At 60.2% G+C, this 11,254-nt stretch carries 8 protein-coding genes; 2 read left to right on the forward strand and 6 right to left on the reverse strand.

Translation table 11 applies throughout. The features are described from left to right. The 4 genes from HKN37_15765 to vorB all read right to left on the reverse strand — a co-directional run. On the reverse strand, nt 1-1,424 hold a 1,424-nt coding region (locus HKN37_15765), incomplete at its 3' end, for a hypothetical protein (GenBank protein NNE48108.1). Between the two features lie 247 nt (nt 1,425-1,671). Then, nucleotides 1,672-2,325 carry a pyridoxamine 5'-phosphate oxidase gene (gene pdxH, locus HKN37_15770; GenBank protein ID NNE48109.1) on the reverse strand — a complete coding sequence of 218 codons (654 nt, stop codon included), beginning with the start codon at nt 2,323-2,325 and terminating at the stop codon, nt 1,672-1,674. Between the two features lie 4 nt (nt 2,326-2,329). Then, the gene (locus HKN37_15775; GenBank protein ID NNE48110.1) at nt 2,330-3,751 is read right to left on the reverse strand and encodes a thiamine pyrophosphate-binding protein; all 1,422 of its coding nucleotides are present in this window, start codon (nt 3,749-3,751) and stop codon (nt 2,330-2,332) included. Next, nucleotides 3,732-5,159, reverse strand: a complete 1,428-nt coding sequence (gene vorB / locus HKN37_15780; protein NNE48111.1) for a 3-methyl-2-oxobutanoate dehydrogenase subunit VorB — start codon at nt 5,157-5,159, stop codon at nt 3,732-3,734. The genes HKN37_15775 and vorB overlap by 20 nt, the downstream gene beginning before the upstream one ends. Before the next feature lie 247 nt (nt 5,160-5,406). On the opposite strand from vorB, the gene HKN37_15785 reads away from it, so the two are divergent. After that, complete coding sequence (locus tag HKN37_15785) at nt 5,407-6,615, forward strand: pyridoxal phosphate-dependent aminotransferase (protein NNE48112.1); 1,209 nt, start codon at nt 5,407-5,409, stop codon at nt 6,613-6,615. An 8-nt stretch (nt 6,616-6,623) separates the two neighbouring features. Further along, nucleotides 6,624-8,774 (forward strand): CoA-binding protein, encoded by a 2,151-nt coding sequence (locus HKN37_15790; protein NNE48113.1) that lies wholly within the window; start codon nt 6,624-6,626, stop codon nt 8,772-8,774. 18 nt (nt 8,775-8,792) lie between these two features. On the opposite strand, the gene HKN37_15795 is transcribed toward HKN37_15790, so the two are convergent. Together HKN37_15795 and HKN37_15800 are read right to left on the reverse strand one after the other, a co-directional pair. Continuing rightward, nucleotides 8,793-10,112: a GTPase gene (locus HKN37_15795; protein NNE48114.1), complete on the reverse strand. Its 1,320-nt coding sequence runs from the start codon at nt 10,110-10,112 to the stop codon at nt 8,793-8,795. Nucleotides 10,113-10,273: 161 nt separating this feature from the next. Then, the coding region (locus tag HKN37_15800; protein ID NNE48115.1) for an FtsX-like permease family protein at nt 10,274-11,254 on the reverse strand (981 nt) is incomplete at its 5' end.

Raw genomic sequence — 11,254 nt, forward strand, 5'->3', positions numbered from 1 at the left:
TCGGAGACGGTTGAGAAGATGTGCGTTGGGACGTTGACCTCAAGGTTAGAGGCAGGGAGCACAGCCCTGTGGCTATTATCGTTCGACCAGAACGAGCTGCCCGACTCACCGATGAGCGTCGCGACTCGCAAGACCCTGGCGAGTGCGAGAAAATGGCCGGTCGTTGAAACCCCGGCCCCGTCCATCAGGACGACCACCTGCCTGGTGAACGTGTTGCTCGCTGGGGTCTGTTCGCGATAGAGAATCGCGAGGTCGCCACTGCCCGTCGAGTCGCCAACGAAGTACCGGAACGGCTCGGCGACAAGGTGTGACAAAAGCTGCGAAGCCAACCGAGGATGCCCCCCGGTGTTGCCGCGAAGATCGACGATGAGCGCAGCGCTGCCCCTTTCGACGATGTCCCCAAAGAAGCCGTCAAGCGCCGACATCGCGCCTGCCAGATCGGGAGGCCCGAATGTTGGAACTCTCAAATAGGCGATCCGAGTGCCCTGACGAAAGCTGAGTGACAGGCGGAGCGGCTCCGTCTCTGAATCGGACGAGAGGGGCGTGCCGTCTACGTTTGCGACATAGATGGTTCCGTCCGTCCGTACCAGCTCCAGCGTAAAGCTATCGGTCCGGCCGAACGCCGCGGCGTAAGCACGGGCAAAACCGCGGTTGATCACGTGCATTGGGAACGCGTCTGAGTAGCCATCGGCTGAAATCGAAGCAATCATGATCCGAACAACTTCATCTATGGCGGTGCCATTGATGGAGACTACTCTGGATGCGAGGTCGACCTTATCATGACCCCGCGTTTCGGTCACCAGGGTGCGACCACCAAAGATCCGGATACCGAATGGCAAATGACCCGACTCCGCCGATGTCTTTGCCTCCAGGGACTCAGGAGCTCGTATCGAAGTGTGTACGCACCTGACCGAAGCCATGAGCGGTCGCAGTGCTTGCAGGAAGAGCTCTGTTGACACGGTGGCCGGCAGACTCTTGGCAATCCGATCCGCGGCCGCCTTCAAACTGTCCGCCGCAACGAAACGGTACGGTGCCGGGTGTTCGCGCGCAATAACGGACATCAGAAATTGAACGTCCTCCTTCGCCTCTGCTCGACTGATCTCGAGTACGAGAGATTGTCCATCCTCGACGCTCGAAGGCATCGTGCGGGCGTATCGAAGGCCGGCTACTCGTGCGACATCGACTTCATGCTGCGACCCGTCCGGAAAGCCGAAACGGCCGGCTATGCGCTCACCGTCCGCGACAAGCTCACCGGTAAATGTCGTCCCCTTTGCAGGAATCCTGAACGCGAGACGCGGCCCATCGTGTCGTATTTCCGAAAGCTCATCGTCCTGAATCTGAACTTCTCCATCCCAGAGCAAGACCCGTCCCGATTGCTCGCTGTCCGGATCAACTTCGAACTGAAACGCCAGCGTCAGATTCATCCCTGACTCAGGCAGGAATGTCCCTTCCCAGAAACCTTCTACAGCGTTTTTGGACGGGTCAGTACAACCGCATATCGCTACGAGAGCGACAACCCTCCAGATCACAGACCTGCTGCCGACGCACATCTCATTGCACCCACCGTGTCACGATTGCGCAAGAACGTCGACAGGAGAGGTTTGCGCCGTGAGGAATTGGAGAATGGTATTGACGGCAAAACGCGACGCAAAAGGTGCCAGGAAGCACCGTCTACGGATTGAGCCTCGTGCCCACCCACACGTCTCCATCCCCCTCGAACATGATCCGGTCGTGCAGTCGATCCGAACGCCCCTGCCAGAAGTGAATCCGCTGCGGTACAACACGATAACCGCCCCAAAAAGGCGGGAGCTCCACGTCCCGATCCCGAAATCTCTCGTTCATCTCCTCGACGCGCGCGACCAGTTCCTCGCGACTGCCGAGCGGACGACTCTGATGCGATGCCCACGCGCCAAGCTGACTGCCACGTGACCGCGTAGCGAAGTACGCCGCCGATTCTTCGCGACTCACCTTCTGCACCTGTCCCTCCACCGTGACCTGTCGCAGAAGCACCGGCCAGTAGAAGACGAGCGACACACGATCGTTCTCCGAAATCTCGATCGCTTTTCGACTCTCGTAATTCGTGTAGAACACGAACCCGCGCTCGTCGAAGCCTTTGAGGAGAACCATGCGCGCCGAAGGGGCACCATCCGCCGTTGCCGTTGCCAGTGTCATGGCGGTCGGCTCGATCACCCCTGACTCCCTGGCCGCCGCCAACCACACGCCGAACAGCTCAAACGGATTGCTGTCGGTCGCAGCCTCCGGCAGGCCTACGAGCACACCTCGCCCCGCGGTCCGAATCGAGCGCAGAAAAGATCGGAACGACATGCGGTCAGGCTACCATTTCAACGGCTTCCATTCCAAGTGCAAACGCGTGCTGATTCAACTCCAGCATCGCACAATCGCCGTGCATGGCCTGCTCCAGCGCCGCCAGCAAACTCTCGCGCTCGAGCAATCCCGTGGCCGCCTGCATGGCACCCATGGCCACAATGTTCTTGACCCTGGTCTTGCCCAGATCGTGCGCGATCTGCGTGAACGGTACGCCGATCACTCGAACGTCGTTGTCGAGCTGCGGTACCTTCGAAATCACGGTCTCGTCATAGAGTACCGTCCCGCCCTTCCTGACCGTCGGTGCAAATTTCTCCAGACTCGGTGCGTTGAACACAACCAGCACGTGCGGATCCGGAACCGCCGGCGAGAGGACTTCCTCGCGCGCAATGTGAACATCCGCATAGGACGTCCCGCCCCGTGACTCCGGACCGTAACTCGGAATATACGTCGAGTCGAGTCCTTCATTGATTGCGGTCACGCACGTGAGCTTCGCCAGAGTCTGTGCACCGTCTCCTCCCGCACCGGCGAACTTCACCGACACGTCATCGGGATCGATGTGCACCGGAAATCCGCGTCCATGGCGATCGACCGGGTCGTCTGTTGCGCCGATTTGCTCCAGGATCGCCTTCGCCTCAAAGAGGGGCTTGCCCGGATCGAACCACGGCTCGGCCTCGACATCCTTCTTCACGCCCAGTGGAAATACCTCGGTCATTTTCTCTTCCACCCAGGTCTGCGCGTCCTCCGGCGTCATCTTGAGATGGGTCGGACATTCAGACAGCACCTCCACAAACCCGAGACCGCGGTTCTCGATCTGAAGCTGTATCGCCTTCTTTACGGCCTTGCGCGCACGGAATCGTTGCTTGTTGTTGAAAAGAGCCACACGCTCCACGTATATCGGACCTTCGAGCTGTGCGATCATCTCGGCGACTTTCAGAGGCTGGCCCGTCACACGCTCTCGGCCCCCCGGAGTCGTCGTCGTCTTCTGATCCATCAGGGTGGTCGGTGCCATCTGGCCACCCGTCATCCCGTAGATCGCGTTGTTCACGAAGATGACGGAGATCGGCACGCCCATCTGGGCAAGCTGCAGGATCTCCGCCAGCCCGATGGATGCGAGATCGCCGTCACCTTGATAGCTGATCACGACCGACTCCGGATTCGCGAACTTGTGTCCGAGTGCGACGGCCGGAGCACGACCGTGCGCGGCCTGGCTGTTCCCCACGTCGAGGTAGTAGTACATGAAGACCGAACAACCGACCGGGGAGATCGCGACGGTGCGATCCTGAACCCCCAGTTCGTCAATCGCTTCCGCAACATACTTGTGGATGAGTCCGTGCCCGCACCCCGGACAGTAGTGCGTTGCATGGGCTTTCAGGCCGTCGCCGCCGCCGTGGCGTTCAAACTGCTTATAAAACACGCTGTCCATTTCTCGATGCCTCCAGAGCGATGACCTTTTCTACGATTTCCATACGTTGGGGAAGTACCCCGCCGTAACGCTGCACCCGATCAATGAATGGTGGTCCATCACGATCGGCGAAGCTCAGTGCGAGCCTCATCTCGTCTTCCAGTTGACCCGGTCCCGCCTCCACCATCACGATTCCCTTCACCCGCTTCGCGTGCGGCAGGAGATCGTTGATCGGAAACGGCCAGAGCGTGACCGGCCGGAACAGACCGGCCTTGATGCCTCGGTCGCGAAGCGAACGGACGGCTCCCTTTGCCACACGCGCCGGGGTATTACTCGCGACAACCAGCCACTCCGCATCCTCGCAAAGGAACGAATCGGAGAGCTGTTCCGCCTCCGTCATCTGCCGATACTTCTCGTTCAGCGAGATGTTGTGATTTTCCAGATCATGCTCCGCCAATCGAATCGAGTTGATCAGATTGGCCCGATGAGCCTCGTCACCGTGCACGGCCCATTCGGGCAGGCCGGGCTTCACCATTTGCGGCGGAAGATCCACACGGCCCGTGATCTGACCTAGATACCCGTCACCGGCGATGATCACCGGGTTGCGATACTTGAACGCGAGGTCGAACGCACGCATCGTAAGGTCCAGCATCTCCTGCGGAGACGACGGGGCCAGGACGATCGCATGCGTATTGCCGTGACCAAGTCCACGGCACACGAGTTTGATGTCGGATTGCTCGGGTGCAATGTTGCCGAGTCCCGGTCCCCCGCGCATGATGTTGACGAAAACAGCCGGCACCTCGGCTCCCACCATGTAGGAGATCCCCTCGAGCATCAGACTAAAACCTGGTGAACTCGTGAACGTCATGGTTCGAAGACCTGCACCGCCGCACCCGTACATCATGTTGACCGCTGCCACCTCGCTCACCGCCTGAACGAATACGCCACCGAGCCCGGGCAGGACCTTCGCAAGCAGTTCCGCGCCTTCTGTTGACGGCGTTATCGGATAGCCGAAGAAATGTCGGCATCCCGCCAGCAGTGCCCCCACTGCCGACGCGTGCGTTCCCTTGAGCACCATAGTCTCCATGGCAGGTACGGGCACGCTGCCATCCGGAATGGCGACGGGCTTCGGCGCAGTGGTCGATTTCGGGCCGAACCACGTTTCCGGGTCTGTGACGCCGGGGTCGAAATCCTTTCCGGGCGACGGCATGAGCCCGAAAGGCTCCGGACAGGCGTCAAAGCACAATCCGCAGCCATTGCAGCGATCGATATCAATGATTACCGGGGTCAGTCCGGTGGCGGGGTCGATCTCGGTGCTGAACTCAATACAATTTGTGGGGCACGCGTCGATGCACCGGCCACAGGCTTTGCAGAATTGAGGGAAGAGAAACGGCTTCGGGCGGTCCCTCTTAGCTGTTTTCGTGCTCATAGGTGCTCATCTATTCGGTTCCAAAACGTTATCTGAGAGTACAAAAAAGCGCTTCCAGCAAATATCCTGCCTTCCCGTCATCGGATGTAAGGGAATACCGCTCGTCGCGATACCGTCTGTCTTCGCACGTCGGTGTCGGGAAACCTGTCAGCATCACACGGCGCCCAGCCGATATCTTGCGCCTGAGCCGATCGGCACCCTCCCCCGGACCGATCTGGATACTTTTTCAGCTTCAAAACACAGTACGATGACAGACAGGGTCGTTGCCGAACACATCGCCCGGTACTTTACCTCAGGATCGGCCATTCGGCGCATGTTTGAAGAAGGATTGCGCCTCAAGGCCTCACACGGAGCGGACGCCGTCGCCGACCTTTCGATCGGCAATCCCGACTTCGACCCGCCGCCGGAATTCCTGGAAGCGCTGCAGAGAGTCGCGGCCCTGAAAGGGCATCACGCCTACATGCCGAATGCCGGCTATCCGCACGTTCGGGGGCGCATCGCCGACTACCTCAACCAGCACCGATACTTCGACGGGATAACCAGGGACAAGATCATCATGACGACGGGGGCTGCGGGCGCCCTGAATATTGTGCTGGCAACGCTGCTCGCACGCGGTGAAGAAGTTATCGTCATAGCCCCGTATTTCGTTGAATACCGCTTCTACGTCGAGGCCCACGCCGGCGTCGTCCGCCTGGCAGATACGGACGACCACTTCGATCTCGACATCGACCGCATCGCCGGCGCCATTACGGACAAGACGCGAGCCGTCATGGTCAATTCGCCGAACAATCCGTCCGGCAGAGTCTATTCCCGATCATCTCTTGAGAAGCTGGCTGCGCTACTGACCGCCGAATCGGAACGGCGAGGCCATCCGATCTTCCTGATCTCGGACGAGCCGTATCGCGAAATCCTCTACACCGATGAGGCATTCGTGTCGCCGGCATCGGTCTATCGGAACAGCTTCATGTGCTATTCCTGGTCAAAATCCTTCAGCATTTCGGGAGAACGCATCGGTTACGTGGCGATCAATCCGTCGCTGCAGACGGACGACTGGGGCCTTCTTATCGGCTCGCTGGCGATGTGCAATCGATCCCTCGGATTTGTCAACGCGCCCGCCCTCATGCAGAAGGTGATTGCGGAATCCGTCGACGCTCGAGTCGACATCTCACACTACCGGGAGAAACGCGAGTTGCTTCGCCAGGCACTGGACGACGGGGGCTTCGAGTACGCAGACCCCGACGGCACGTTTTACTTCTTCGTCAGAACCCCCGAGGCAGAAGTTGATTTCATTGACCGGGCCCGAAAGCACTTGCTTCTGGTCGTCCCAGGCACAGACTTCGGCAGGCCGGGCTATTTTAGGATTTCCTACGCGGCGCCGCGCCCCACAATCGAACTCGCGTGCCGCAAACTTCTCGACATTGCAAAAGAAATCGCCGGAGAAAAAGTACCGGCATGACAACCCACATGACGGATAAAGCATTCGCCCACACAGACCCCACCGACCTTCATCCCGACATCGCCGAACTCAAACCCTTCTTGAACCCCACGGGTGTCGCCGTCATCGGCGCAACGGCAAGTCCGGAAAAACTCGGCTTCGGCCTCACCAGAAACCTGATCAACAGTGAGTACGGTGGAGGCATTCATCTTGTAAATCCCAAGGGAGGCGAGATTCTCGGTCGGCCCGTGTTCCCCGACATAGAGTCGGTACCCGATCCCGTAGACCTGGCCGTCGTGCTGGTGCCCGCCAGGTTCGTCGCCGAGACCATCGCCGACTGTGGCCGGAGAGGGATCAAGTCGATCATCATCGCTTCGGGTGGTTTCAAGGAGGTCGGCGAGGAAGGGCTCGAACTGGAACATGAAATCCTGAGGGTCGCACAAGAGTGGGGATGCCGTCTGATCGGTCCCAACTGCGTTGGGCTGATCCACACCCATGTCCCGCTCGATACCACGTTCCTTTCGCCACGCGAGATGAAGCCTGGGAGCGTCGCATTCGTGTCGCAGTCGGGTGCGATCTGCGCCGCCGTCGTGGACTGGTCGACCGGCCAGGGCTTCGGCCTGTCCGCGTTGATCAGCCTCGGTAACCAGGTGGACGTCACGGAGTCGGAGGCGCTCGAACTCGTTGCAGCCGATCCACATACGCGCGTCATTACCGTCTATCTGGAAGGTGTCTCGGATGGTCGCGCATTCGTACGCGAGATATCGCGTGTCTCACGCCACAAGCCGATCATCGCTCTCAAAGTGGGTCGCTCCGAGGCCGGAGGCAGGGCCGTTGCGTCGCACACGGGCGCGCTGGCAGGCCAGGACGCGGTATACGAGGCGGCCTTCCGTCGAAACGGTATCCTCCGCGCGCAGACCACCGAAGAGCTCTTTGCATGGGCCCGCGCACTCGCGAATTCTCCGCTGCCGCGAGGACGAAGAGTTGCCATCCTGACGAATGCCGGAGGTCCGGCTGTCGCTGCCATGGACGCCATTTCGGCGGAGGAACTGTTGCCGGCCGTGTTCAGCGAAAAGACACGCACTGCGTTGCAGGCACGACTTCATCCCGCGGCGAACACCCAAAATCCGGTTGACATGCTGGCAGCCGCCGGCCCCCGGGACTACGCGGAATGCCTGAGCATCATTATGCAGGACGATGGAGTGGATGGCGTCCTGGTTATCATGCCGCCACCGCCCATGTACGCCGCAGAGGATGTGGCATCGGCCATCATTCCGATCATTCGCCAGGGTGACAAACCTGTCCTCGTCGTTCCCATGGGCGAGGAACGAATCCGCGACGCAGTCCGCCGATTCCGCGCCGCCGGCGTCTCGGAATATCGTTTCCCGGAACGCGCCGTCACGGCCATGAGCGTGCTAGCAAAGCGTGCCGAGTTCCTCAGCAACGGCCACCTGAGAATTCTCGATTGTTCTCTCGATTCGAAAAGCATCGAGACCATTCTGGACGACAACAAATCGAACGAAGGCTTCCTCGATCTCACGACTGCGTCAGCGATCATTGCTGCGGCCGGCATACCAATCGCACGCACGCGTCCTGCCGACTCGTCCGAGGATGCCGTACGGATCGCGCTCGAAGAAGGTCTGCCCGTCGCCATGAAAATCAGCTCGCGTCACGTGGTGCACAAGTCGGACGTCGGCGGACTGGCTCTGAATCTGGCATCCGAAACCGACGTCTCGCGCGCATTTGCTGACCTGTCTACCGTGACCGCCGGCATCCCGCAGAATCAAAGTCAGATCTGCGTGCAGAAGATGGTACCCGGAGGCCTCGAACTGGTGGTCGGTGCGGTACGGGATCCGCAGTTCGGCCCCGTGGTCATGTTCGGAACGGGCGGTACCAACGTTGAATCAATGAACGATGTCGTGTTCGGCCTCGCGCCCCTGTCGGAAGAGGATCTTGACGACATGTTCTCCTCCACGTACGGTGGAAAGCAGCTCATTGGACCCCGAAGCCTCTACCGTGGCGGACTCGACGGCGTGCGTGAGACACTCTGTCGACTGGGCCAGCTGATGGATGAGTACCCTGCCGTTGCGGAGATCGAGATCAATCCTCTTATCGTACCGCCCAAGTCGAACGAGGCCATAGCCGTCGACGCGCGGGTCAAGCTCCGGACCACAGAATGATGAAGCCGGCGGCCGGGGCTACTGGCCGTCGATCCATTCCATGATGATTCCGGCCAGCGTGGGATCGCTGTGTTCTGCAAACTCGTACTGCGCACGAAACACGGGTTTGTCGATCCTTACGACATGACTGAGGTCGATTGGCGTCGCGACGATGACCGCATCGACCGGCGCCGCGGCAATGGTCGCCTCAAGCTCATGGGTCTGCTCGTCACCGTATCCCATCGCGGGCAACACGGGTCCGACCGACGGGTACTTCTCGAACGTCTCGCGGATCGAACCGACAGCGAACGGCCTGGGGTCGACGATCTCCGACGCTCCATAGCGCTCGGCGGCGATCCACCCGGCCCCGTACGCCATCCCGCCGTGCGTAAGTGTTGGTCCGTCTTCAATGACGATGACGTTCTTGCCGCGCAGGTCCTCTCCGCTCTCAATATGAATCGGGCTCGCAGCCTCAACAATCTTCGCCGTCGGGTTGATCTTGCTCACCACGGCGCGCGCGCGTTCCGTTTCATCTTTTGAAGCGGTGTCAACCTTGTTGATCACCACGACGTCGGCCATTCGGGCCACGGCTTCTCCCGGGTGATACTGCTCCGCGTGTTCTGCTCGAAGCGCATCGGTCACGGCGATCATCAGATCCGGCTTGTAGAACGGCAGATCGTTGTTGCCGCCATCCCATATGATCACATCCGCCTCCTTCTCGGCTTCGCGCACAATCTTCTCGTAGTCCACGCCTGCATACACCACGCGACCGGCGACGATGTGAGCCTCGTATTCCTCGCGCTCCTCGATGGTCACGTCGTGCAGGTCGAGATCGTCGAGCGTTTCAAAGCGCTGCACGATCTGCTTCGCGAGATCTCCGTACGGCATCGGGTGCCGGATTACGACCGGCTTGCGCCCAAGCTTTGCGAGAGTAGCAGCGACATACCTGCTGGTCTGGCTCTTTCCTGCGCCGGTGCGAGTCGCGCAGATCGCCACAACGGGAACGCGAACCTGAATCGTCGTCCGGTTGGGCCCGAGGAACCAGTAGTCCGCGCCGGCCGCCAGGGCACGAGATCCAAGATGCATCACGTCGGCATGATTGAGATCGCTGTAGCTGAACACGACCGCATCTATTTCGTGATCGCGGATCAGGTCCTCCATGGACGACTCGGGTTCGATCGGAATTCCTTCGGGGTAAAGTTCGCCAGCGATCGCAGCCGGATACCGCCGATCCGTGATGTTGGGAATCTGCGTCGCCGTAAAGGCGATCACGTCGTACTCGGGGTTATCCCGAAAGAAGACATTGAAGTTGTGAAAATCCCGGCCGGCAGCGCCCAGGATGAGAATGCGGTGAGACATATGGATCCGGTGATGTGGGGTCGAGTGCAAAGCTGTGCTGAGTTTCGACTATGGCGCCGACATGTTCAAGTGCGGGACGCCGGGAACAGGGATCCCCTACGTCAGACTCGTGTCCTCCCGTACATCGCGAGACGAATGAGGCGTGAGAACGCCCGACGGATCTACTCGTACCGCATGGCATCGGACGCCGAGAGCCTGGCCGCCTTGCGCGCGGGGTAAGTGCCGAACACGAGGCCGACCAGGAGCGCCGCCGCAGCGGCAAGGAGAATCGACCACCAGGTGAAAGTCGTTTTCATCGGTGCTTCTGTGATCATCCGAATAATGGCCGTCACGCCAAACGATCCGACCACGCCCACGACAACGCCAGCCAGTGCACCGGCTCCGGTGATCGACACCGATTCGGCGAGGAATTGCACGAGTACGTCACTGTAGCGAGCGCCTGCCGCTTTGCGCACTCCGATCTCTCGCGTACGCTCGCTGACCGACGCCAGAAGGACGTTCATGATGCCGATGCCTCCAACCAGAAGCGAGATTCCTGTGATCGCTCCAAGGGCCAGCTTGAACACCAGCATCGCCCGGCGGGCCTGCGCCACGCGCGCCTGGGACGTCGCTACCGAAAACAAACCGTCGGCCGATCCGAATCGCGTCTCCAGCCACGACTCGATCAATACTCGAAGTTCCTCTACGTCCTCGATACGCCGGGCGCGAACGATGGCAACGGGCGCCTTGTCGGCCAACATCTTAAGCCGATCCGATGTAAAGCCAAACGGCACGAGCATCCTCGAAGACCTGGACCCGGCGGGGCCTTCCACCACGCCAACGAGAAGAAAACTGTCTCCCAGGATCCGAACTCGTCGACCGACCAGCACAGCCGGATCGGTGTCAAGCTTCGCCGCCAGACTCGACGTGATCACTGTGTGCGCAGGCACGGCGGAGGTGTCTGCATCTACCAGAAAACGACCGGCGACGATCTCGGCGTCTCCCATCTCTCCCATCGAACTCGTCACGGCTGACACCAGCACAGCATGACGCGCCGTGTCACCTTCGAGCGTGAGCCACGCGGATCCGGTTTGAATCAGCCCCACGTCAGCTCTGTCGGCAAGAAGCGCTGTCAACGCCGCCGCATCACGTTGTCGGAGAAG

This window comes from Rhodothermales bacterium, from assembly GCA_013002345.1.
GTDB lineage: Bacteria > Bacteroidota > Rhodothermia > Rhodothermales > JABDKH01 > JABDKH01.

Excerpts from the sequence above, each read along its gene's own strand:
- pdxH (NNE48109.1), bottom strand. The coding sequence starts at position 2,325 with ATGTCGTTCCGATCTTTTCTGCGCTCGATTCGGACCGCGGGGCGAGGT.
- HKN37_15775 (NNE48110.1), bottom strand. The coding sequence starts at position 3,751 with ATGGACAGCGTGTTTTATAAGCAGTTTGAACGCCACGGCGGCGGCGAC.
- vorB (NNE48111.1), bottom strand. The coding sequence starts at position 5,159 with ATGAGCACGAAAACAGCTAAGAGGGACCGCCCGAAGCCGTTTCTCTTC.
- HKN37_15785 (NNE48112.1), top strand. The coding sequence starts at position 5,407 with ATGACAGACAGGGTCGTTGCCGAACACATCGCCCGGTACTTTACCTCA.
- HKN37_15790 (NNE48113.1), top strand. The coding sequence starts at position 6,624 with ATGACGGATAAAGCATTCGCCCACACAGACCCCACCGACCTTCATCCC.
- HKN37_15795 (NNE48114.1), bottom strand. The coding sequence starts at position 10,112 with ATGTCTCACCGCATTCTCATCCTGGGCGCTGCCGGCCGGGATTTTCAC.